The sequence below is a fragment of the Pseudonocardia hydrocarbonoxydans genome (assembly GCF_006539565.1).
Taxonomy (GTDB): domain Bacteria; phylum Actinomycetota; class Actinomycetes; order Mycobacteriales; family Pseudonocardiaceae; genus Pseudonocardia; species Pseudonocardia hydrocarbonoxydans.
This window is the reverse complement of sequence record NZ_BJNG01000011.1, coordinates 45,074-66,905: the sequence shown is the minus strand read 5'-3', so window position 1 is coordinate 66,905 and position 21,832 is coordinate 45,074. Positions and strand designations below refer to the sequence as shown.

Annotated in this window: 21 protein-coding genes; 10 read left to right on the top strand and 11 right to left on the bottom strand. The window is 74.3% G+C overall.

Annotated elements, in window-relative coordinates; translation table 11 throughout:
- Positions 1-27: 27 nt before the first annotated feature.
- The 4 genes from PHY01_RS26995 to PHY01_RS05665 form a co-directional block, all read right to left on the bottom strand.
- A complete protein-coding gene (locus PHY01_RS26995; RefSeq protein ID WP_218030016.1) occupies positions 28-267 on the bottom strand; it encodes a hypothetical protein in 240 nt (79 codons plus the stop codon).
- A gap of 199 nt (positions 268-466) precedes the next feature.
- Complete coding sequence (gene tatA / locus PHY01_RS05675) at positions 467-730, bottom strand: Sec-independent protein translocase subunit TatA (protein ID WP_141277462.1); 264 nt, start codon at positions 728-730, stop codon at positions 467-469.
- Positions 731-834: 104 nt separating this feature from the next.
- On the bottom strand, positions 835-1,794 hold the full coding sequence (locus PHY01_RS05670; protein ID WP_246085717.1) for a ferritin-like domain-containing protein: 960 nt from the start codon (positions 1,792-1,794) through the stop codon (positions 835-837).
- A gap of 143 nt (positions 1,795-1,937) precedes the next feature.
- Positions 1,938-2,618, bottom strand: coding sequence for an IspD/TarI family cytidylyltransferase (locus PHY01_RS05665; protein WP_141277528.1), 681 nt, complete (start codon positions 2,616-2,618; stop codon positions 1,938-1,940).
- A 296-nt stretch (positions 2,619-2,914) separates the two neighbouring features.
- On the opposite strand from PHY01_RS05665, the gene PHY01_RS05660 reads away from it, so the two are divergent.
- Positions 2,915-5,146 (top strand): LCP family protein, encoded by a 2,232-nt coding sequence (locus PHY01_RS05660; protein WP_141277461.1) that lies wholly within the window; start codon positions 2,915-2,917, stop codon positions 5,144-5,146.
- Positions 5,147-5,153: 7 nt separating this feature from the next.
- Here PHY01_RS05660 and PHY01_RS05655 read toward each other — a convergent pair whose 3' ends face one another.
- Both PHY01_RS05655 and PHY01_RS05650 read right to left on the bottom strand, forming a co-directional pair.
- Positions 5,154-5,834 carry a response regulator gene (locus tag PHY01_RS05655; protein ID WP_141277460.1) on the bottom strand — a complete coding sequence of 227 codons (681 nt, stop codon included), beginning with the start codon at positions 5,832-5,834 and terminating at the stop codon, positions 5,154-5,156.
- Positions 5,831-7,438, bottom strand: coding sequence for a sensor histidine kinase (locus PHY01_RS05650; protein WP_307723942.1), 1,608 nt, complete (start codon positions 7,436-7,438; stop codon positions 5,831-5,833). The genes PHY01_RS05655 and PHY01_RS05650 overlap by 4 nt, the downstream gene beginning before the upstream one ends.
- Before the next feature lie 135 nt (positions 7,439-7,573).
- On the opposite strand from PHY01_RS05650, the gene PHY01_RS05645 reads away from it, so the two are divergent.
- The 3 genes from PHY01_RS05645 to PHY01_RS05635 all read left to right on the top strand — a co-directional run bounded on the left by PHY01_RS05645 (position 7,574) and on the right by PHY01_RS05635 (position 10,337).
- Positions 7,574-8,929, top strand: coding sequence for a cation:dicarboxylate symporter family transporter (locus tag PHY01_RS05645; protein WP_246085716.1), 1,356 nt, complete (start codon positions 7,574-7,576; stop codon positions 8,927-8,929).
- A 130-nt stretch (positions 8,930-9,059) separates the two neighbouring features.
- Positions 9,060-9,371 carry an integration host factor, actinobacterial type gene (gene mihF / locus PHY01_RS05640; RefSeq protein ID WP_141277458.1) on the top strand — a complete coding sequence of 104 codons (312 nt, stop codon included), beginning with the start codon at positions 9,060-9,062 and terminating at the stop codon, positions 9,369-9,371.
- Positions 9,372-9,443: 72 nt separating this feature from the next.
- A complete protein-coding gene (locus PHY01_RS05635; protein WP_141277457.1) occupies positions 9,444-10,337 on the top strand; it encodes an alpha/beta fold hydrolase in 894 nt (297 codons plus the stop codon).
- Here the strand turns inward: PHY01_RS05635 and PHY01_RS05630 are convergent.
- The gene (locus PHY01_RS05630; RefSeq protein ID WP_174824085.1) at positions 10,319-10,990 is read right to left on the bottom strand and encodes a response regulator; all 672 of its coding nucleotides are present in this window, start codon (positions 10,988-10,990) and stop codon (positions 10,319-10,321) included. The two genes, PHY01_RS05635 and PHY01_RS05630, sit on opposite strands and share 19 nt — an antisense overlap.
- Positions 10,987-12,537, bottom strand: a complete 1,551-nt coding sequence (locus PHY01_RS05625) for a sensor histidine kinase (RefSeq protein ID WP_141277455.1) — start codon at positions 12,535-12,537, stop codon at positions 10,987-10,989. Before PHY01_RS05625 ends, PHY01_RS05630 begins: the two co-directional genes overlap by 4 nt.
- A gap of 122 nt (positions 12,538-12,659) precedes the next feature.
- Here PHY01_RS05625 and PHY01_RS05620 point away from each other — a divergent pair, with 122 nt between their 5' ends.
- Genes PHY01_RS05620 through PHY01_RS05610 form a run of 3 tightly spaced genes read left to right on the top strand, consistent with a single transcriptional unit; the run spans position 12,660 to position 15,707 of the window.
- Complete coding sequence (locus tag PHY01_RS05620) at positions 12,660-13,664, top strand: Bug family tripartite tricarboxylate transporter substrate binding protein (protein WP_141277454.1); 1,005 nt, start codon at positions 12,660-12,662, stop codon at positions 13,662-13,664.
- Positions 13,661-14,158: a tripartite tricarboxylate transporter TctB family protein gene (locus tag PHY01_RS05615; protein WP_141277453.1), complete on the top strand. Its 498-nt coding sequence runs from the start codon at positions 13,661-13,663 to the stop codon at positions 14,156-14,158. Before PHY01_RS05620 ends, PHY01_RS05615 begins: the two co-directional genes overlap by 4 nt.
- A gap of 37 nt (positions 14,159-14,195) precedes the next feature.
- Positions 14,196-15,707, top strand: coding sequence for a tripartite tricarboxylate transporter permease (locus PHY01_RS05610; protein WP_218030015.1), 1,512 nt, complete (start codon positions 14,196-14,198; stop codon positions 15,705-15,707).
- Positions 15,708-15,795: 88 nt separating this feature from the next.
- Here PHY01_RS05610 and PHY01_RS05605 read toward each other — a convergent pair whose 3' ends face one another.
- The gene (locus tag PHY01_RS05605; protein ID WP_141277452.1) at positions 15,796-16,587 is read right to left on the bottom strand and encodes a TIGR03084 family metal-binding protein; all 792 of its coding nucleotides are present in this window, start codon (positions 16,585-16,587) and stop codon (positions 15,796-15,798) included.
- 352 nt (positions 16,588-16,939) lie between these two features.
- Here PHY01_RS05605 and PHY01_RS05600 point away from each other — a divergent pair, with 352 nt between their 5' ends.
- Complete coding sequence (locus tag PHY01_RS05600; protein ID WP_170183653.1) at positions 16,940-17,839, top strand: ParA family protein; 900 nt, start codon at positions 16,940-16,942, stop codon at positions 17,837-17,839.
- Complete coding sequence (locus PHY01_RS05595) at positions 17,836-18,213, top strand: hypothetical protein (protein ID WP_141277450.1); 378 nt, start codon at positions 17,836-17,838, stop codon at positions 18,211-18,213. Before PHY01_RS05600 ends, PHY01_RS05595 begins: the two co-directional genes overlap by 4 nt.
- A 4-nt stretch (positions 18,214-18,217) precedes the next feature.
- Here PHY01_RS05595 and PHY01_RS05590 read toward each other — a convergent pair whose 3' ends face one another.
- On the bottom strand, positions 18,218-19,027 hold the full coding sequence (locus tag PHY01_RS05590) for a DUF1684 domain-containing protein (RefSeq protein ID WP_141277449.1): 810 nt from the start codon (positions 19,025-19,027) through the stop codon (positions 18,218-18,220).
- Between the two features lie 272 nt (positions 19,028-19,299).
- Between PHY01_RS05590 and sfnG the strand changes: the two genes are divergently transcribed.
- Positions 19,300-20,433 carry a dimethylsulfone monooxygenase SfnG gene (sfnG, locus tag PHY01_RS05585; RefSeq protein WP_141277448.1) on the top strand — a complete coding sequence of 378 codons (1,134 nt, stop codon included), beginning with the start codon at positions 19,300-19,302 and terminating at the stop codon, positions 20,431-20,433.
- Positions 20,434-20,442: 9 nt separating this feature from the next.
- On the opposite strand, the gene PHY01_RS05580 is transcribed toward sfnG, so the two are convergent.
- Complete coding sequence (locus PHY01_RS05580; protein ID WP_141277447.1) at positions 20,443-21,687, bottom strand: TMEM165/GDT1 family protein; 1,245 nt, start codon at positions 21,685-21,687, stop codon at positions 20,443-20,445.
- Positions 21,688-21,832: the final 145 nt, after the last annotated feature.

The window sequence follows — 21,832 nt, the reverse complement described above, 5'->3', positions numbered from 1 at the left end:
CGACGAGGTCGGGCAGGTCGCGTGCGATCAGCTCGTCGACGGTGATCCGCTCGATGAGCGTGGCCGACGGGTCGGTCTTGGGGTTGGTTCCTCGACCACCGGGTACACCGCGGCGCGGCCGCGGTCGACCAGGCTCTGGCCAGCGACCTTCAGGACGCTGACGTCCGGCAGGATCCGCACGTCGGGGAGCGTGTCGGTGATCGACATCAGCTCCGGGTCGCTCAGCGACCGGTTCGTCGACACGACCTCCGGGCCGGTGGTCGTCACGTGGTCCCCCTCCGCCCCCGGCCGGTGCGGCCGGGATCCGGAGCGAGGCTAGCGACCGCCGGCGGGAACCGTGATCGGGTGACCACACCCGACCTGCGGCCCGTCGATCATCGGCGGGACGCCCGTTCGGCTTCCGCCGGGCCCCCTCGCCGCGAGGGCGGCACGACGGCCGCCCTCCGTGACCTCTGTCACATGTGGATCAGTGGACGCGCTCGGCCTCGACGACCGGGAGCTTCGCCGTGGGGGTGGGCGCGGCGACGGCCGGGGGCACCACGGGGGCGGGCGCGGGGGCCTCCGGCGCCGGGGCGGGCGCGTCGTCGGCGCGCAGGCCCTTCATCTCGCCCTTGAACACGCGGGCGGACTGGCCGATGGAGCGCGCCATGTCGGGGAGCTTCTTCGCACCGAAGATGAGCAGGAGGACGCCGAGCAGGACAATGAGTTCCCAACCACCGAGGTTCGGCACGGGATTTCCTTCCGTCGGAATGCAGAGCAGGTACTACTAGGCACAACGGGCGAGCGGGCCCGGGGTTCCGGTCCCGCCCGCCCGAAGTGTGGAGGTCGACCCGATCAGGCGTTGTCGTCGGAGGTGTTGATGCCGCCGTTGACGCCGTTCGGGAAGAAGCCACCCGAGGTGACCGAGGCCGGGTTCAGGTACACGACGTTGAGGACCTGGCCGGCGGAACGCGAGAACGCGATGGCGTTCTCGTCGGTCGGCACGATGTTCGCGTTGCCGTCGGCGTCGACGATGCCCTGGTCGAGGTCGTCCGGGCCGTCGAGGCTGTCGCGCGCGTCGGAGATGGCGCCCGCGGCGTCCTCGAAGCCCTTGGCCAGCAGCACCGTGCGGACCAGGCCCGCGTGGTAGGCCTCGACCGCGAGGATGCCGGCGGCCGCCTCGAGGAAGGTCTTGTTGGTGATGAGCGGCGAGGCGCCCTTGTAGGCCGTGACGCCCACGTCCTCGAAGACGTAGGCGCCCAGGAGGAAGTTGTTCTCGTTGGCGAAGACGTCGAAGCTCTCGCCCGGGCCGACCAGGCCGGCGGCCTGCGCCGCGGCGGAGAACGCGTCCTGCAGGTCGATGGCGGGGCGCGCGACCTTGGCGTCGCCCAGGGCGGCACGGAGGAAGTCGACGTGGTCGCGCTCGTCCTGCGCGATCTCGATGGCGTACTGCTTGGCCAGCTTGGACTCGAACTTCACGGCGTAGCCGCCGGTGACCGCGCCGAGCTTGCCGGAGCCGTCGATCTGGTCGTCGTTGAGGCCCTCGCCGAACGCGCCGCGCAGGTAGAACTCGGCCTCGAGGTACTCGAGGTTGAGCGCGAAGTTGAGGACCGCGGCGTCGGTGGCCGCGGCGTCGGCGTCGGAGTCGTCGCCCGCGAACGCCGCACCGGACAGCGCCAGGCCGCTCCCGGCGACGGTCGCCACGCCCAGGCCGGTCATGCCCGCGGCGCGCAGGAAGCGGCGACGGTCGACGGCGTTCTCCGCGCTGCGGTTGATCGCCTCACGGACGAACGCCTTGCTGAATCCCTCGAACACTGGGTCTCCTCGATGCGTGGTTCTCTCAACGGACCCGTGCTGGGGAACGGGTCCGCGGCACAGTCGTGCCGCCGATCGGATCAACGACGTGCTCGACGGGCCGGGTACGCCGAACGGCGTAAAGGAAGTTCCTGGCGAGCCGGTCAGGGCCCGGTGAGGGCACCGGCGACGACGTCGAGGTCGTGCAGATAGGTGACCTTGACGTTGCGCGGGTCGCCGGCGACGCACCGCACCGTGACGTCGGGGGCGAACCGCTCCACGCACGACGCCGTGTCGGTGCCGGAGAACCCCTCGAGCGCGGCCCGCTCGTAGGCGGCCAGCAGCGGGGCGGCCCGGAACCCCTGCGGGGTCTGCACCGCGGTGTGCCGGGCCGGGGCGACCAGACCGCCCGCCCCGTCGACGGTGGCCAGGTCGGTCCGCACCAGCCCCGGCACCGCTCCCCCCGCCGCCCGCGCCACCCGCAGCACCTCGGCGACGAGCGCGGCGCCCACCAGCGGGCGCGCCCCGTCGTGCACCAGCACGACGTCGACCTCGCCGGTGCCGATGCGCCCGGCCAGCGCGCGGAGCCCGGCCAGCTCGGAGTCCTGCCGGGTCGCCCCGCCGTCGACGACCTCCACCGCGGCCCCGTGCGCGGACTCCTCGTCGAGGACCTTCCGGGCGAGGTCGCGGTCCTGCGGGCGGACGACCAGCACGACGGGGCCGACGCCCGCGGCACCGGCCAGCGCGTCGACCGACCAGGCCAGCACGGACCGGCCCGCCACGGGCAGGTACACCTTGTTCCGGTCGGCACCGACCCGGCTGCCGCTGCCCCCGGCCAGCACCATGGCCGCCGCACCCACCCACACGGGACCAGTATCCGGGTCGGTGGTTACCGTCGGCTCATGGACCGGTGACAGATCGCGTCGTTCCTGCCGGGCGACCCGGCCACCTCGGCCCGACGAGGCGCGACGGCCGGCGGCGATCACGCCCAGTACTCTCGGGGGCGGTCTCACCGTCGAGCCGGGCGTGACGGCACGAACCCCCCGGGCACCGGTGGGACGGCCCCGGGACCACCGGAACGGTCCACGGGAAGGACGAGCACCGGCAGGGTCCGGAGCGGACAGGGCGGGGGTGACGCGCAGTGGACGACCGGCCCTTCCCCCCGCGTGACCGCGCTCCCCGCGCCGAGACCCCCCGCACCGACAGCCCCCGCACCGAGACCCCCCGCGTCGACGCCCCGTGGCCGCGCCGGTTCGAGCGCGAGCGCCTCGAGCGGGAGCGGGCCGCCGTGGAGCGGGAGCGCCTGCGGGTGCGCGCGGCCGGCGCGGTCCCCCCGCAGCAGCCGCGCCGCCCCCCGGCCGAGCAGCCGCCCGGAGGGCAGTCGGCCCGTCCCGCGGGTCCCCCTCGTCGCACCGGCGCACCCCGGCGCGACCCGGCCGACCAGGTCACCCGGATCACCCCGCCCCTGCCCGGCGTCCGGCCCGACGAGGTGCGGACCCGCCCGGTCCCCCACACCCCCGCCGGTGACGGCCCCCTGCGCGGCCGTCCCGACCCGGTGACGGGCCGCCGGACGGGCCGGGGGGACCCGCCCTCCGCACGTCCGGCGGGCGGGCGGGTCACCGGCGCCGCGGCCGTCGCGGGCCTCCAGGGGGCCGGGCCGAAGGCCGCCGCATCGACGACCACTGCTTCGACGACCGCTGCGGCGACGACCGCCACCCCGAAGGGCACCGGACAGAAGGCGACCGGGCAGAACGCCACCGGGCAGAAGGCGACCGGGCAGAAGGCCGCCGGGCAGAAGACCGCTGGGCAGAAGGCCACCGCATCGACGGCCGGCGTCCCGAGGGCCGCCGGGGACGCGGAGCGCACCGCCCGCCCGACCCCCCCACCGGTCCGCCGTACCGGCCGGCGCCGCCCCCGCACGCTGGGCCTCGCACTGCTGGCCACCGCGGCCGCCACCGCGGCCCCCGGCAGCGGCCACCTGATGCTGCACCGCCGCCGCACCGGCTGGCTGATCCTCGGGCCGTTCCTGCTGGGCATCGTCACCGTCGTCGGGGCGCTGGCCACGCTGCGCCGCTCCGACCTGCTCACCCCGCTGCTGTCCTCCGGGGGCCTCGCCGTCGCCACCGTCGTCCTGGTGGCGGTGGCGGTCGCCTGGATCGCCGTGATCGTCCGCACCTGGGTGCTCGCCCAGCCGCGACGGCTCGATCCCGGGCGCAGGGCGGTCGGGGTCGCCGTCGTCACGGCGCTGTGCCTGCTCGTGGCCACCCCGCTCGGCTTCGCCGCCAACCTGGCGAACTCCTCGCGCTCGGTGCTCGGGGAGCTGTTCGCCGACGACGCCGGCGCCGCCGACCTCGGCCCGCGCGTCAACGTGCTGCTGGTCGGCAGCGACGCCGGGCCGGACCGCACCGGCACCCGCACCGACACGATGATGGTGGCCAGCATCGAGACGGCCACCGGCCGCACGACGCTGTTCAGCCTGCCGCGCAACATCGCCTACGCCCAGTTCCCGCCGGGGTCGCCGATGGCGGAGGAGTTCCCCGACGGCTTCCACGACAGCGCGGGCCCGGACGGCAACTACTACCTCAACGCCGTCTACGCCTACGGCCACGAGTACCCGGACCTGGCCCCGGCCGGGCCGACCGCCGACCCCGGCCTCAACCTGCTGCACCAGACGGTCTCCTACATGCTCGATCTCGATCTCGACTACTACGTCGAGCTCGACATGGCCGGGTTCGCGGCGATCATCGACTCCCTGGGCGGCGTCCGGGTCGACGTCGGACCCGACCGCATCCCGATCGGCGGGATCAGCCCCAACGGCCGCGAGGTGCGGCCCACCGGCTACATCGAGCCCGGCATCCAGCAGCTCGACGGCGAGAACGCACTCGCCTTCGCCCGGTCCCGCACCAACTCCACCGACTACGTGCGGATGGGGCGGCAGCGCTGCCTGATCCAGAACATCCTCGACCAGAACCAGCCCGCCGAGCTGCTCACGAACTTCCAGTCGATCGCGCGGGCCACCACCGACAGCGTCTCCACCGACATCCCGCAGCAGGCGCTGCCCGCGCTGCTCTCGGTCGCCGACGGCCCGATCGCGCTGGAGAGCGTGGCGTTCGACCCGAACCTGCCCGACCCCGAGCAGTCCGACGGCCGCTTCAACACCGGCGACCCCGACTTCGACCTGATGCGCCAGGTCGTCCGCGAGGCGCTCGACCGCGACCCGGCGACGGCCCCGCCGGTCGCGGCCGCCGACCCGTCGGACATCCCGGAGACCAACCAGGCCGACGACGACACCGCCACCGGCCCCACCGACGACGACACCGACGACGACGCCCCGCTCACCTCCGTCCCGGTCTCGGTCGCCCAGAGCTGCTGACCCGGGGTCAGGTGCTGCCGCGGGGGCGCCACCGGTACTCCACCTGCGGACGCCCGGTGGTGCCGTAGCGCAGTGCCCGCTCGGTGAGGCCGGTGTCGGCGAGGTGTTCGAGATAGCGGCGGGCGGTGACGCGGGAGACGCCGACGAGGTCGGCCACCTCCACCGCGGTGCGTCCGGCGTCGGGGGCGAGGACCCCGCAGACCTGGTCGAGGGACTCCCGGCTGATGCCCTTGGGCAGGCCGCTGTCGACGGTCGGGGCGCGCAGGGCGTCGAGCATCCCGTCGACGTCGGACTGGGCGACCAACGGCCCGGGGTCGTTCTGCCGGTAGGCCAGGTAGCCCTCCAGCTTGGCCCGCACCACCCCGGCCGGGAACGGCTTCATCAGGTACTGGGTGGCCCCGAAGGCGACGGCGGCGCGCACGACCTCCAGGTCGCGGGCGCGGGTCACCATGATCACGTCGCAGGTGTGGCCCGCCGCGCGCATGCGGCGCAGCACGTCCAGGCCGCTCATGTCGGGCAGGTGGACGTCGAGCAGGACCAGGTCGACGGCCGTGGTCGCGAGCAGGCGCAGCGCCTCCGCCCCCGCCGGGGCCCGGCCGACGACCGCGAAGCCGCGCACCCGCTCCACGTAGGCGGCGTGCGCGGCGAGCGCGACCGGGTCGTCGTCGACGACGAGGGTGCGGATCACGGCTGCGGCTCCCGCACCGCGGCGGCGACCGGCAGCCGCACCCGCAGCTCGGCCCCGCCGCCCGGGGCGTCGCCGGCCGAGACCGTGCCGCCGTGGCGGTGCACCGCGCGGCGGACGAGCGCGAGGCCCAGCCCGCGGCCCATGCCGTCGGCGGGCTTGGTGCTCCAGCCGCTGGTGAACGCCTGTTCGGGGTCCTCGAGTCCCGGACCGCTGTCGCTGACCCGCAGGACGAACCCCTCGTCGTCGATCCCCGCGTCCAGGCGCACCCAGCGGGGCTCGGGACCGTCCAGCGCGGCGTCGACGGCGTTGTCGAGCAGGTTCCCGACGATCGTGACGAGGTCGCGGGGGTCGGCGAGACCGTCGGGCACCCGCGCGCCCTCGCCCAGCCCGAGCTCGACGCCGCGCTCCCCCGCCTCCGCCGCCTTGCCGACGACGAGCGCGGCCAGCTCGGGCACCGCGATGCCCGCCAGGACGGCGTCGGTGAGGTGCCGGGCCAGCTCCAGCTCCGCGGTGGCGTAGGTCAGGGCCTCCTCGGCGCGGCCCAGCTCGATCAGCGAGACGACGGTGTGCAGCTGGTTGGCGGCCTCGTGGGCCTGGGCGTTGAGCGACTGGGCGAACCCGCGGATCGTCTCCAGCTCGGTGCTCAGCGCCCGCAGCTCGGTGTGGTCGCGCAGGGTCACCACGGTGCCCAGGTCGCGGCCGGCCCAGCGGGCGGGGGCCTGGTTGACCACGACGATCCGGTCGGCCGTCAGGTGGATCTCGTCGGAGCGGCGCTCCCCCGCGGCCAGCGCCGACCCGAGCGCGTCGGGCAGGCCCAGCCCGTCGACGCGACGCCCCGCGACCTCCGCGGGCAGGGCCAGCAGCCGGCGGGCCTCGTCGTTGGCCAGCTGCACCCGCCCGCCCCGGTCGAGCAGCAGCAGGCCCTCGCGGACGGAGTGCAGCACGGTGTCGTAGTACTCGTACATCCGGGACAGCTCGGCCGGGCCCATGTCGTGGGTGCTGCGCCGCAGCCACCGGCTCAGCAGCCACGACCCGGCGGCGGCGAGCCCGAACGCGGCGGTGGCGATCAGCGCCAGCACCGGCAGCCGCTCGCCCAGCTCGCGCGAGACCGCGGTGACCGTGCGCCCGACCGACACCAGCGCCACCACCCGGCCGTCGTCGACGACGGGGACGACCGACCGGACCGAGGGGCCCAGCGTGCCGGTGTAGGTCTCGGTGAAGGTGGTCGCGCCCGCCGCGGCGGGGGCGATGGTGCCGCGGAAGACCCGCCCGATCTCGGCGGTGTCGGGGTGGGAGAACCGGACGCCGCCGGTGGTCATGACCACCACGAAGTCGGTGGCGGTGTCGGCCCGCACCCGCTCGGCCAGCGGCTGGAGCACCGCCGAGGGGTCCGGGTCGTCGAGCGCGTCGATCACCTCGGGCACCGCGGCCAGGGTGTGGGCGACCCCGAGCATCTCCTCGGCCGTCTCGCGCTCGTTGTCGGCGGCGAACTGCAGGTAGGTGGCCGCGCCGACCCCGCCGAGGACCAGCACGACCAGCACCGCCTGCAGCGCGAACAGCTGGGCCGCGAGGCTCCAGCGGCGCATCGGGCCCAGGGGGATCACGCTGCATACGCTCCGTCGACCGAAATGAACGAAAGGGTGAGGCGCACCACAAGCCCCCCCATCCTGTGCCGGAAGGGTGCCGCCCGCAGTCCCGGGCACGCAACGCACCGGCCGATCGGATTCGAAGGGGAACCCGTGTCCACCAGCACCGAGTCAACCAGTCCGGGCGCGCAGCCCGTCGCGAAGCGGGACCGCACCCACTTCCTCTACATCGCCGTGATCGTCGCCGTGATCCTGGGCGTCGCCGTCGGCATCGTCGCACCCGACGTGGGCAAGGCGCTCAAGCCCGTCGGCACCGCCTTCGTCGACCTCATCAAGATGATGATCTCGCCGATCATCTTCTGCACCATCGTGCTCGGCATCGGCGCGGTCAAGCAGGCGGCCAAGGTCGGCCGGGTCGGCGCCATCGCGCTGGGCTACTTCCTGACGATGTCGACCGCCGCGCTGGCCATCGGGCTGCTCGTCGGCAACATCGTGCAGCCCGGGGCCGGCCTGGTGGTGCCCGACGAGGCCTACGAGGCCCCCGAGTCCGAGGGGCTCGACATCATCCCGGACACCCTGGTGAGCCCGCTGGTCGGCACCAGCGTGCTGCAGACGCTGTTCGTCGCGCTGCTCGTCGGCTTCGCGGTGCAGGCGCTCGGCACGAAGGGCGAGCCGATCCTGCGCGGCATCGGGTACTTCCAGAGGCTGGTCTTCAAGGTCCTGACGATGATCCTGTGGCTGGCCCCGATCGGCGCGTTCGGCGCGATCGCGGCCGTGGTCGGCGAGACCGGCTGGGCCGCGGTCGGCGCGCTGTTCCAGATCATGGCCGGCTTCTACGTCACCTGCGCGATCTTCGTCTTCGGCATCCTGGGCCTGGTGCTGCGGGTCTTCGCCGGCATCAACATCTTCACGCTGCTGGGCTACCTGGGCCGCGAGTTCCTGCTGATCGTGTCCACCTCGTCGTCGGAGTCGGCGCTGCCGCGGCTGATCGCGAAGATGGAGCACCTGGGCGTCTCCCGTCCCGTGGTCGGCATCACGGTGCCCACCGGCTACTCGTTCAACCTCGACGGCACCGCGATCTACCTGACGATGGCGTCGCTGTTCATCGCCACCGCGCAGGGCTCGCCGCTGGCGCTGGGCGAGCAGATCTCGCTGCTCGTCTTCATGATCGTCGCCTCGAAGGGGGCCGCGGGCGTCACCGGGGCCGGCCTGGCGACGCTGGCCGCGGGCCTGCAGAGCCACCGCCCCGACCTGGTCGACGGCGTCGGTCTCATCGTCGGCATCGACCGGTTCATGTCCGAGGCCCGCGCCGTGACGAACTTCGCCGGCAACGCCGTGGCCACCGTGCTGATCGGTCACTGGGTCGGCGAGTTCGACCGGGCAAGGGCCGACCGCGTCTTCGCCGGTCAGGACCCCTTCGACGAAGCCACCATGGTCGACGACGACCACGGCCCGGCCGACTCCGCGCCGCCCTCGCTGTCGAAGGAGCCCGCGCCCTCGGCGACCTGATTCCCACCGGACGGGCCCCCGACCAGGGGGCCCGTCCCGCGTGCCCCGTGCGGTTCTGTCAGGCTGGTCGGCGAAGATGACCTGCGTCGACACCCGTCCGGGGTGCACGCACGGAGAGGAGACACCCGAGATGGCACTGCCCACGCTCACCCCCGAGCAGCGTGCAGACGCGCTCAAGAAGGCCGCCGCCGCCCGCACCGCCCGCAAGGAGCTGCGCGACGCGATCGCCCGCGGCGACGAGACGATCCCCGCGGTGCTCGACCGCGCCAAGTCCGACACCATCGTCGGCAAGACCAAGGTCGCCGACCTGCTCAAGAGCCTGCCCGGCTACGGCCCCGCCAAGGTCACGGCCCTGCTCGAGCAGACCGGCATCGACGTGTCCCGCCGCGCCGCCGGCCTCGGCGACCGCCAGCGCCAGGCGCTGCTCGACGCCCTGAAGTAGGACGCTCCACCCCCCGCTGCCCGGTCCCGCACACCCGCGGGGCCGGGCAGCGTGCTGTGACAGGCTGGTCCCGTGGAACGCCTCGTCGACGTCGCCCCCGGTGTGCGCCTGTGGGCCGAGGACCTGCCCGCCACCGGCCCGGACCCCGAGCCCGAGCCCGTCCTGCTCGTGATGGGCGCCAACGCCTCCGGCCTGGTCTGGCCCGACGCGCTGGTCGACCGGCTCGCCGAGCGGCACCGCGTGATCCGCTACGACCACCGCGACACCGGCCGCTCGACGTGGGCGTTCGACGAGCACCCCTACGCGGTCACCGACCTGGCCGCCGACGTCGTCGCCGTCCTGGACGCCTTCGACGTGCCGCGCGCGCACCTCGTCGGGATGTCGATGGGCGGCACGCTGGTCCAGCTGGTGCTGCTCGACGCGCCCGGGCGCGTCGCCACGGCCACGGTGTTCTGCACCGCGGCGCTCGGCGGGTACGGCTCGCCCGACCTGCCCGCGCCGCCGGCGGAGCTGCTCGCGCTGTGGGAGCACCTGGCCGACCCCCGCGACGCCCCGGCCGAGCTCGACTGGCGCGTCGCACACTGGCGGGCGCTCAGCGGCACCGGCACCCCGTTCGACGCCGAGGAGTTCCGCGCGCTGGAGCGGCGGGTGATCGCCCACGCCGGGCGCCACGACAACCCCGCCGCGCACGCCCGCGCCGCGCAGACCGGGCTCGACCGCGGCGCCGAGCTCGCCGCCGTCGAGGTGCCGACGCTGGTCGTCGAGGCACCGGAGGACCCGATCAACCCGCCGCCGCACTCCGGGCACCTGGCCCGCGCGCTGGGCCGCGGCCGGCTCGTGCGGATCCCGGGGATGGGGCACGCGATCACGCGCACCGTGGTGGCGCCGCTGGCCGCGGCGATCCTCACCCAGACGACGCTGACGCCGACGGCCGGGGCGGTCGCCGCTCAGGACCCCCAGCGGTAGCGGCGCTCCGGGCGTCCGGTGCCGCCGTAGCGCAGGCGCACCACCGCCGCCCCGGTCTCGACGAAGTGCTCCAGGTAGCGCCGCGCGCTGACCCGCGACAGCTCGGTGCGCTCGGCGCACTCGCTCGCGGACAGGTCGCCGTCGGCGTCGCGGAGCACCTTCTCGACAAGCCGGGCGGTCGTCGACGTGAGCCCCTTGGGCAGCCGCGTCGCGACGCCGGGACGCGCACCGAACACGGTGTCGATGTCGTCCTGCCCCGCCCGGTCCAGCCCGGCCAGCCGCCCGCGCACCCGCCCGATCCGCTCGACGTGCTGGGCGAGGACCGCCGCGTCGAACGGCTTCACCAGGTAGTGCGCCGCCCCGCCGTGCAGCGCCCCGGTGACGGTCACGGAGTCGTCGGCCGCGGTGATCATCAGGACGAACGGGTCGTCGGCGGAGCCGGTGCGCAGCAGGCGCAGCACCTCCAGGCCGGAGACGTCGGGGAGGTAGACGTCGAGCAGCACGAGGTCCGGGCGCAGCTCGGCCGCCAGCCGCAGCGCGTCGGCCCCGGTGTGCGCGACGCCGACCACCGCGCAGCCGGGGATGCGGGCGACGTAGGCGCTGTGCACGCGGGCGACCATGAAGTCGTCGTCGACGACGAGCACGCGCATCAGTCCACCCCCGGCAGCGTCGCGGTGAAGACCGCACCGTCCTCGTTGTGCACCGCGATCGTGCCACCCCGGCGCAGGCACACCTGCCGGGCGAGCGCGAGGCCCAGCCCGCGGCCGCCGGGCTCCTCGGCCGCCTTCGTCGTGAAGCCGTGCCGGAACACCTCGTCGGCGAGCTCCGTCGCGACCCCGGGGCCGGAGTCGCGGACGGTGACGCGCACGCCGCCGTCCCCGTCGCCGTCGAGCCCGGCCTCGACCCACCCGCCCGCACCGGCGGCGTCGATGGCGTTGTCGACGAGGTTGCCCAGCACCGTCACGACGTCGGCGGAGAACGCCGCGTCGCGGCGGGCGGCGGTGAGCCGGGTGCCGCCGGCGAGCCGCAGCGCGACGCCCCGCTCGGTCGCCAGGCTCGCCTTCGCCACCAGCAGCGCCGCCGCGGCCGGGTCGCCGACCCGCTCGGTGACCTCGCGGCGCCACTGGTCGGACTCGGCCACCACCCCGGCGACGAACCGGCGCACCTCGTCGTGCTCGCCCAGCTCGGTGAGCCCGGCGATGGTGTGCAGCCGGTTGGCGAACTCGTGGGTCTGTGCGCGCAGGGTGTCGGTGACGTGCCGGGAGGCGTCGAGGCGGTCCTGCAGCGTGGCCAGCTCGGTGCGGTCGCGCAGCGTCACCACCGCGCCCACCTCGGTCCCGTCGACGACGACCGGCATCCGGTTGAGCACCAGCACCCGCGCCCCGCGCAGCACCACCTGGTCCTCCCCCGCGCTGGCGCCGGTGAGGACGTCGCGCAGCCGGCCGTCGAGGGCGTCGAGGTCCACGTCGGCGGGCAGGTCGAGCAGCTCGCGGGCGGCGCCGTTGAGCAGCGTCACGCGGTGCGCGGCGTCCATGCCGACCACGCCCTCCTTGACGCCGAGCAGCATCGCCTCCCGCCGCTGCACCAGCTCGACGATCTCCGCGGGCTCCAGCCCGAGCGTCTGGCGCCGGACGCGCCGGGCCAGCAGCAGCGACCCCACCACCCCGACGACCAGCGCGACGCCGAGCAGGGCGGCCGTCTGCCCCGGGGCCGCCACGAGGCCGGTGAGCAGCGGCGGGGCCGCCACCCGGGCCTCGACGATCCCGACGACCACCGCGTCGTCGTCGAGCACCGGCACGTGTGCGACGACGGTGCGCCCGTCGGGGTAGCCGACCCAGGACCGGCCCGCCGCCGCGGTGCTGTCACCGAGGGCGAACGGGCCGCCGACGGCGGACGGGTCGGCCGCGGTGCGCACGACGAGGTCGGCGTCCGCCACCGCGATCCCGTCGGCCCCCGAGAGGTTGCGCGCCGTGGTCGCGATGCCGGGCAGGGGCCCGTACTCGCCCGCCTCCAGGCTCTGCCGCAGCGCCGCGGTGGCCGCGACGTCCTCGGCGACCGAGAGCATCCGCCGGCCCTGGGTCTCGCGGAACGCGGCGTCGCTCTGCGTCACGGCCAGCGCGGCGACGGCGGCGAGCAGCAGCGCGACGATCCCCAGCTGCCAGCCGAGGAACTGGCGCGCCAGCGTCCTGGGGGCCGTCATGCCCGGAGCTTCGCACGCCCGTGTCCACAACGACCACAACGACCGTTGCGTCGCCAAGCGAGACACCCCGCCCGTCGGCCCGCACGATGACCCGCACCACACCTCGACGGAGAGGACGGCCCATGCGTCCCCGGACCCTGCTGCCACGATGGATATGGGGAGTAGTCGCGGCGATCGCCGCGGTGCTGCTGGTGCCACCCCTGATCGGCGCGGCCGCGGGCGGCGGTGACGGCACCCAGCTGCGCGGCCTGCGGGTGCTCGTCCCGAACGCGCCCGGCGGCGGCTACGACATCACCGCCCGGACCGCGGCCCGCGCGATGGAGGACTCGGGCACCTCGGGCGCGGTGGAGGTGTTCAACCTGCCCGGCGCGGGCGGCACCGTCGGGCTGGGCCGCACCGTCAACGAGAGCGGCAACGACCGGCTGGTCATGTCCATGGGCCTGGGCGTCGTCGGCGCGGTGTTCACCAACTCCTCACCCGCCACCCTGGCCGACGTCACGCCGATCGCGCGGCTGACGCAGGAGAGCGAGATCGTCGTCGTCGGCAAGGACTCGCCCTACACCTCCATCGACCAGCTCGTCGCGGCGTGGACGGCGGACCCGGGCGCGGTGCCCGTCGGCGGCGGGTCCTCCCCCGGCGGCCCCGACCACCTGGCGCCGATGCTCATGGCGCAGGCCGTCGGGCTGGAGCCGGCCGCGGTCAACTACGTGTCCTACGACGGCGGCGGCGAGCTGCTCGCCGCGGTGCTGGGCGACAAGGTCGCCTTCGGGGTGTCGGGGCTCGGCGAGTTCGCCGAGCAGGTGGCCGCCGGTGAGCTGCGGGTCCTCGCGGTCACCTCGGCGGAGCGCGCGCCGGGCCTGGACGCGCCGACGCTGACCGAGTCCGGGATCGACGTCGAGTTCACCAACTGGCGCGGGATCGTCGCCCCTCCCGGGCTCGACGACACCGCCCGCACCGAGCTGGTCGAGGCGTTCACCGCCCTGCACGGCACGCCGGAGTGGGAGCAGGCGCTGGCGACCAACGGCTGGGACGACGCGTTCCTGGTCGGCGACGACTTCGGCGCGTTCCTCGCCGCCGAGAACGACCGCGTGGCCGGTGTGCTGCGGGAACTGGGGCTGGTGTCGTGACGGTCTGGTTGAGGGAGCGCTCCGAGCTGGGCGTCTCCGCGCTGCTGCTGCTCGTCGGGCTGGTGGTCGTCGTCGACAGCCTGCTCGGCTCGGTCGCCGCCACGAGCTCCGACCCGCTCGGCCCGCACGCGGTGCCGCTGCTGGTCGGCGCGCTGCTGGTGCTGCTGGCGGTGCTGCTGGCCCGCGACGTCCTCTCCGGCGGCCACGGTGAGGCCGAGGGCGGCGAGGACGTCGACCTGACGGTGCCCGCCGACAAGCGCACGGTGCTGCTGCTGGCGGGCGTGCTCGTCGCGACCGCCGCCGCCATCCCGGTCCTGGGTTGGCCGCTGGCCGGTACGGGCCTGTTCTGGGGCGCGACCTACGCGCTCGGCTCGCGCTCGGTCCCCCGCGATCCGCTGATCGCGGCCGGGGTCTCGCTCACCACCTGGATCCTGTTCGACACCCTGCTCGGCGTCGACCTGCCCGGTGGCCCGCTGATGGGGGTGTTCGGATAGTGCCCGACGACGTGCTTCTTCCCGCGGAGGCGGAATCATGATCGACTCGCTGAACTCGCTGATGGGCGGCTTCGCCGCCGCGCTGACGCCGGGCAACCTGCTCTTCGCCGCGATCGGCGTGCTCCTGGGCACCGCGATCGGCGTGCTCCCGGGCATCGGCCCGGCCATGGCGGTGGCACTGCTGCTGCCCGTCACCTACGCCTTCGACCCGACCGGCGCGTTCATCCTGTTCGCCGGCATCTACTTCGGGGCCATGTTCGGCGGCTCCACGACCTCGATCCTGCTCAACACCCCCGGCGAGTCCGCGTCGGTGATCGCGGCGATCGAGGGCAACCCGATGGCGAGACAGGGCCGCGGGGCGCAGGCGCTCGCCGCGGCCGCGATCGGGCACTTCATCGGCGGGATCGTCGGGGCGGTCGGCATCGTGCTGCTGGCCCCGCTCGTCGCCTCGGTGGCCGTCGACATCGGCGCGCCCGACTACTTCGCGATCATGGTGCTGGCCTTCGTCGCCGTCACCGCGGTGCTGGGCACCTCGCGGGTCCGCGGGTTCGCCGCGCTGGCCATCGGCCTGACGATCGGGCTGGTCGGGCTCGACCCGATCTCCGGGCAGGCGCGGCTGACCTTCGGCGTGCCGCAGCTCGCCGACGGCATCGACGTCATCATCGTCGCGGTCGGGCTGTTCGCCGTCGGCGAGGCGCTGTGGGTGGCCGCGCACCTGCGCCGCACGCAGGACGAGGTCATCCCGGTCGGGCGGCCCTGGCTCTCGCGCGAGGACCTGGCGCACACCTGGAAGCCGTGGCTGCGCGGGCCGTTCATCGGGTTCACCTTCGGCTCCATCCCGGCCGGCGGCGCGGAGATGTCGACGTTCATGTCGTACGTGACCGAGCGGAAGCTCTCGAAGCGGCCCGAGCTGTTCGGGAAGGGCGCGATCGAGGGCGTGGCCGGCCCGGAGGCGGCGGCCTCGGCCTCCTCGGCGGGCACGCTGTCCACGATGCTGACCCTGGGCCTGCCGACCACCGCGATCGCGGCGGTCATGCTCGCGGCCTTCCAGCAGTTCGGCATCCAGCCGGGGCCGCTGCTGTTCGTCAACGAGGCCGACCTGGTCTGGACGCTGATCGCGAGCCTGTTCATCGGCCTGGTGCTGCTGCTGGTGCTCAACCTGCCGCTCGCCCCGGTCTGGGCGAAGCTGCTGCAGATCCCGCGGCCCTACCTCTACGCGGGCATCCTGTTCTTCGCCTGCGTCGGGGCGTACGCGGTGAGCGGCCAGCCCGTCGACCTGATCGTGCTGCTGGTGATCGGCGGCATCGGGTTCCTCATGCGCCGCTACGGCCTGCCGGTGCTGCCCGCGATCATCGGCGTCATCCTCGGCCCGGACGCGGAGCTGCAGCTGCGCCGCGCCCTGCAGATCGCCGACGGCGACTGGTCGACACTGGTCTCGACGCCGCTGTCGATCGTCGTCTACCTGGTGATCGCGGTCCTGCTCCTGCTGCCCGTCATCCGCCGGGCGCTGCGCCGGGACACCGACGAGCGGGAGCCCGCCGCGCGCTGACCCGCCCGTCGCCGTGGCAGGAAGGCCACCTTCACGCAACCTGGTTGCGTGAAGGTGGCCTTCCTGCGATTCGGGGCCGGGCGGGCGCTCAGGCCGGCGACCCCGGGGGCCGGCCCGGGCCGGGGGCGCCGGCGAAGGCCTGCGCGATCGACAGCCACTCCGTCGCCACCGGGCCCGAGGCCTCCAGGGCCAGGTCGTCGCGGTGGCGGCGCTGGGTGACCAGCAGGCAGAAGTCCAGGGCCGGCCCGGTGACGCGGTCGGCGGCGTCGTCGGGGCCCCAGGTCCACGTCCCGCCGTCCGGGGCCGCGAGCTCCACCCGCACCGGCACGTCGGGGACGGCGCGGTCGCGCAGCAGGTAGCTGAACGGCAGGGCCCGCACCCCGATGTGGGCGACGTGGCGCAGTCGCCCGGTCGGCTCGCGCGTGATCCCGACGGTGTCGGCGACGTCCTGCCCGTGCGCCCAGGTCTCCATGATCCGGGCGGTGAGGGAGGAGGCCGCGCTCATCGGCGGCCCGTACCAGGGCACCCGGACGCCGGGGTCGAGGTCGCCGAACACCGCGACCAGCCGCGCACGGGAGGTCTCGAACCAGTCGAGCAGGGCCGCGGGGGCGAGGTCGCGGTACCCCTCGGCGATCCGGTCCGGGTCGATCCCGGACTCCACGAGTGCGGCCAGCCCGGCCCGGAACGCGTCCGGGTCGGTGGCCGACTGCACCGCGGCGTCGTCGAAGTGGGCCAGATGGCTCACCTGGTCGCGCACCGCCCAGCCCGCGGCGGGGGTGGGCGCCTCCCAGCCGGCGTCGTCGAGATCGGCGAGCAGCGCCCGCAGGACGGCGGTCTCGGCCGTGAGGTCGTCGGCGAGGCTGTGCATGTCGGGTGGCATGCCCGGACTCTAGGAGTGCCCCGCGGGCGACCGTCGCGACCGGTCGGCGCGTCCGCCGTCCCGCTCTCCGGACGGCCGCCACGTCGTTCGTCGCACCAGTCGTACCGGCCACCGCGCGCCGGACCCGGTCGTGACGGTGGGAGACGCCGTGCCGCCGCTGCGTGAGCGACCGGGGTGTGACGCACCACCCACTCGGGACACCCCGTCCCACCACGGGGATCCGGCCGGGACGCTGCGCACCGCGGGGGTCTCCGAGGCCCTCCGAAAGGGTGGTGTGGGACCCGCGAACCCTGATCAGGGCGTGCACAGGGCGTATGGCATCGTTGCGCCGCGTCACTGTGGGAGGAGAGCCGTGCAGGTCGTCTCGATCATCAATCACAAGGGCGGCGTGGGCAAGACGACGCTCACCGCCAACCTCGGTGCCGGACTCGCCGCGCGAGGGAGAAAGGTCCTCCTACTGGACCTCGACTCGCAGGCCAGCCTGACGGTCTCGTTCTTCACGCCACCCGAGTGGGCCGAACAGCTGCTGCCCTCTCGCACGATCAAGCACTGGTTCGACGGCCTGGACGACGGCACCGCCCTGCACAGCCCCGAGGGCCTGGTCTCGACGCCGCGCCGCGTGCGGGAGAAGCTGTCGCGCTCCCCGGGCCGGCTCGACCTCATCGCCGCCCACCGCGACCTCTCCGACGTCGACACGACGCTGGCCGCCCAGCTGATGTCGGCCCCGGAGCGCTTCCTGGACCTGCACAGCCGGCTGCGCGCCGGGCTGGAGCACCCGGCGTTCGCCGAGTACGACGTGGCGCTGATCGACTGCGCGCCCAACTTCGGCCTCATCGCCCGCAACGCCGTGGCCGCCAGCGACCTGCTGCTGATCCCGACCAAGCCCGACTACCTGTCCACCAACGGCATCGACTCGCTGGGCCTCAAGATCCGCGAGTTCGTCGACGAGTACAACGCGCGCGCGTTGGACCCGATCAGCCGCCCGCCGGCGTCGGTGGTGTTCACCATGGTGCAGCTGCACGACGACCGGCCGATCGAGGCGCAGCGTGCGGTGATGAGCCGGATCGAGGCCGGCGGCGTCGCCCCGCTGACCACGACCATCCGCGACAGCAAGGCCGTCTACGGCCCGGCGCCGGAGTACGGCGTCCCGGTGATCCTGGGCGGAACCGGCCGGGCGCTCACCCGGGAGCTGCGCGAGCTGGTCTCCGAGGTCTCCGCGCACATCGACGGGACCGAGGGGATGGCCGCGTGAGCCTGCCGTCCGACGCGCTCGAGCGCCTGCTGAACGACCTGTCCCCCGAGCAGCTGCGCGCCCTGGCCGAGGGCCGCGGCCGGCTGGTGTTCACCCCGTGCGCGGCGCCCACCCGCCCGCGCCGGTCCGCACCCGCCGTCGACCTGTCGGCCGACGTCGAGGCGATCCGGGCCATGGACACGCGCGACGGGATCGTCGCGCACCTGGCCGACCGGCGGTTCACCGTGCCGGTGCTGCGCCAGCTGGCCCGGGCCCTCGGGCCCACGGTGCCGGCCACCGGGCGCAACCGCGCCGAGCTCGTGCACGGCATCGTCGAGGGCACGGTCGGCTTCCGCGCCCGCTCCGCCGCGCTGTCGGGCGGGGCCTGGGCCTAGGCCGTCAGGACACCCGGCGGGGCAGCTTCTCCCCCGCCTGCACCGCCACCGGCAGCACGTTGCCGGCGGGCGGCAGCGGGCAGGTGGCGAAGTCGGTGAACGCGCACGGCAGGTTGACCAGCCGGTTCAGGTCGACGACCACCCGCCCGTCGACGGGGTCGGCCACCTGCACCGAGCGCCCGCCCGGGTAGGTCGTGACGCCGTTGGTGGCGTCGCGGAAGTGCAGGGACAGCCCGCCCTGCTTGCCCGGCATCGCCACGAGGGAGCGCTCCTCGCCGTCGAGGTCGAAGCGGACGACGCCGACCGCGGTGAGGTGGTGTCGCAGCCCGTCGACCACCGCGTCGACGGTGACCGGCGCCGGCTCGGCGTAGGGCTCGAACACGCCGTCGAGGACCCAGCGCTCGTCGACGTCGAACGTCGGCACCCCGGTGAACCCGACACGCGTGGGCGCCTGCGGGTCACGCACGCGCAGCGCGTGCTCGTCGGTGCGCCGGGCGATCTCGACGACCCGGTCCCCGACCTCGACGAGCGATCCGGGCAGGCCGTTCACCGGGTGCAGGGTCACGGTGCCCTCGACCGGCCGCGGCCCGCGGACGCCCCGCACCGCGAGGCCGTCGGCGGCGGCCGCGGTGATCACGACGCCGTCCGGGGTGGCGCTCCAGCGGCCGGGCAGCCCGTCGATCGCGCGGGGCTCGGGGGTGAGCCAGTGCAGGGCGGTGAGGCTCAGCCAGCCGTGCGGCTCGCGCAGCTGGTCCTCGCGCTCGGCGTGCCAGGCGTCCCAGTCGCGGTGCAGGTCGGTGAGCGTGCGCGTCATGACCGGTACAACGCCGCCGCCCCCCGGGTTCATACCGGATCGGGGAAATCGATGTGGCCGTGGCCGCTCACGGTTGACACGGGCGCGACCGACCGGGAAAGGTCTGAATCATGTTCGCGCGCGTGCTCTGTTGTCGACGCCATGTCGACCTGCTCCGCGTCGCCTCCGCCGCCTGTCACTGAGGCGGTATCCGCGCAGCTCAGCGCACTGCTGCCGCTTCCCACGGCGTTTCTCCGATCATTTCCTGCACCGATCCCAGAAAAGGCTGTCGCATGTCCGAGGAATCGCTCCACACCCCCCTGAAATTCGCCTACTGGGTGCCCAACGTCAGCGGCGGTCTGGTCACCAGCACGATCGAGCAGCGCACTGACTGGGGCTACGACTACAACCGCAAGCTCGCGCAGATCGCGGAGAACAGCGGCTTCGAGTACGCCCTGAGCCAGGTGCGCTACATGGCCAGCTACGGCGCCGACCACCAGCACGAGTCGACCAGCTTCTCGCTGGCGCTGCTGCTGGCCACCGAGCGGCTCAAGGTCATCGCCGCGGTGCACCCCGGCCTGTGGCAGCCCGGCGTGCTGGCGAAGTGGGTCGCCACCGCCGACCACCTCTCGAAGGGACGCATCGCCGTCAACGTGGTGAGCGGCTGGCTCAAGGCCGAGTTCACCGCGCTCGGTGAGCCCTGGCTCGAGCACGACGAGCGCTACCGCCGCAGCGAGGAGTTCATCCGGGTCCTGCGCGAGATCTGGACCAGCGACTCCGCCGAGTTCCGCGGCGACTTCTACCGGATCCACGACTTCGACCTCAAGCCCAAGCCGCTCGACGTCCCGGGCCGTCCGCACCCGGAGATCTTCCAGGGCGGTAACTCCTCGGCCGCCCGGCGCAACGGCGGCCTCGTGTCGGACTGGTACTTCTCCAACGGCAAGGACTACGAGGGCTTCACCGAGCAGGTCACCGAGGTGCTCGGGCACGCGCGCGACGCGGGCCGGGCGACGCCGCCGAAGTTCGCCCTCAACGGCTTCATGATCGCCCGCGACACCGAGAAGGAGGCCCGCGAGACGCTGCGCGAGATCATCGCGAAGGCGAACAAGCCGGCCGTCGAGGGCTTCCGCGACGCCGTGCAGCAGGCCGGGGCGTCCACCGGGAACAAGCAGGGCATGTGGGCGGACTCCTCGTTCGAGGACCTGGTCCAGTACAACGACGGCTTCCGCACCCAGCTGATCGGCACGCCGGAGCAGATCGCCGACCGCGCGATCGAGTACAAGCGCCGCGGCGCGAACCTGCTGCTGCTGGGCTACCTGCACTTCCAGGAGGAGGTCGAGCACTTCGGCACCCACGTCCTGCCGATCATCCGGGAGAAGGAGGCCGAGCTCGCCGAGCGCGGCACGCCCGCCCTGGTCGGCGGCTGACGCCCCGAACTAACCGACGCGGGTGTGCTCCCGGTGCGGCAGCCCCGGGTGCTCGACGGGCATGACCCGTGGCAGGAACCGGCCGGTGCGGGCGGCGTAGTCGGTGTAGGTCTCGCCGTGCAGGCGGGCCAGCATCGGCTCCCGCACCGCCCGGACCTGCACCTGCACCGCGACGACCAGCAGCACCGCGGCGAGCACGCCGAGCACCGTCGGCACCATGACCAGCGTGCCGCCCATCGCGAGCACGGTCCCGGTGAGGCCGGGATGGCGCACCCAGCGGCGCAGGCCGCTCGTGGCGAGCACCCGCCCGCCGCCCGCGGCGATCTGCGACCGCACCACCTGGGCCTGGGCCGCCAGCAACAGCGTCACACCGAGCAGGGCCAGGCCGGCCCCGATCACGACGACGCCGGGGTCGTCGAACAGCGCGATCGGGTCGAGGACGTCGGTGCCGACCAGCAGCGGCGCGGCCAGGCCGAGCACCGTCGCCACGGCGAACAGGGCGCGGGCCCAGCCGGCCGCCGCCCCGAGCGCGACCTGCGGCCCCGGCACCCGGGCGACGTGGCGACCCCAGGCCGTGAGCAGCACCGCGGCCAGGCCGATCCCGAGCGCGATCCACCCGGCGGCGTGGTGGTCGAGGACCTGGGCGAGGGCGGTCCACACCGGCTCGCCGGTGAGCTGCGCGACCGCCTCGGCCCCGAGGCCGGCACCGAACAGCAGGAACAACAGCGCCGCCCCGACCGCGATCGTGCGCTCCGGCAGCCGCCTGCCCAGCTGCCGGCCGACCACGATCGCCAGCGCGTCGGCCGCGACCATGCCCACCGTGGAGCCCACCCACACCCCGGCCCAGCCGTACTGGGTGGCCAGCGTGATCGTGGCGAGCATCGTCTTGTCGCCCAGCTCGGCCAGGAAGAACGCCACGGTGACGGCGAGCAGGGCCGACCCGCCGGCGCGCGCGGCCCGGGACCGCTCGGCGTCGCTCAGCGAGTCACCGCGCAGCGTCCACACGCCGAACCCGACGAACATGAACGCGGCCACCAGCGAGATCCAGCCGGTGGGCAGGGCCGCCCCCAGCCCGTGCCCGACCGCGACCGACAGCAGGTGCACCACCGAGGTCGCGACGGTGATGCCCAGTACCACCGTCCACGCGCGGTAGCGGGTGGCGAAGGCCAGGGCCATGAGCTGCGACTTGTCGCCCAGCTCGGCGACGAACACGACGACGGCGCTCACCGCGCACGCCACCAGAAAGCCGTCCATGCGGACACGTCCCTCGATCTCGGACCGGATCGAGGTGGGCGGACCACTTCGACCCGGATGCAGTCACCGGATCGAAGGTCTCGCTCGCCTAGCCAGGACTGGACGTCCCGATGGATGCAGGCCGTGCGGCCGGGAGCCCGCTGGA